At 39.1% G+C, this 578-nt stretch carries 1 protein-coding gene; it reads right to left on the reverse strand.

From position 1 onward, the window contains the following. Nucleotides 1-11 precede the first annotated feature (11 nt). Nucleotides 12-578: Type 1 glutamine amidotransferase-like domain-containing protein (locus LJD34_RS16125; RefSeq protein ID WP_227360379.1), on the reverse strand; the 567-nt coding region annotated here is incomplete at its 5' end.

Consider the following 578-nt stretch of genomic DNA (forward strand, 5'->3'; position numbering starts at 1 on the left):
GAATTTTCAAATTAGTCTTTGCAAATAACCTTTGAACCTTCACCGTCAATTACAATTCCTTGACGGTTGTTAATTGGGCATAGATTCAAATCCAAAAACTCAGTCATTATTTTCTCGGTAACTTTCTTAAATGGTGCTGTAAGATAATGCGGAAGAACATAGAAATCAATCAAATCAAGCCCTGCATCATCTTCTTGTGAGTAGTCCTTCGGCTTTTCATCCATTTGCTGGATATATTGGATGCTTGGAGCGCATATAATTGCGCCTGCCGACTCGCCGATCATCAATTTTCCATTTGCCAATTCCTTTTTCAGCAGCCCATCAGTTCCCGTTTTACGGAGCCAGTCCATAAGAAAAAAAGAATTTCCGCCGGTAAAATATATCACATCTGAATCTTCAAAAACAGACTGTATCGTTGAATAAGCCTCCGTTGAAATATCAATTTCAGTTACGATTGCTCCCAACTTTTTGAATAATTTTCGAGCCGAGCCGACATAACCGGTGTAGCCTTCACGCAGCGAAGCTGTTGGAATAAATGCGACTTTCTTATTTTCAATTTCTTCCTTTATCAGACTTCC

Origin of the sequence: Faecalibacillus sp. MSK20_93, assembly GCF_020589945.1 — a bacterium.
Classification (GTDB): Bacteria; Bacillota_I; Bacilli_A; order Erysipelotrichales; family Coprobacillaceae; genus Faecalibacillus; species Faecalibacillus intestinalis.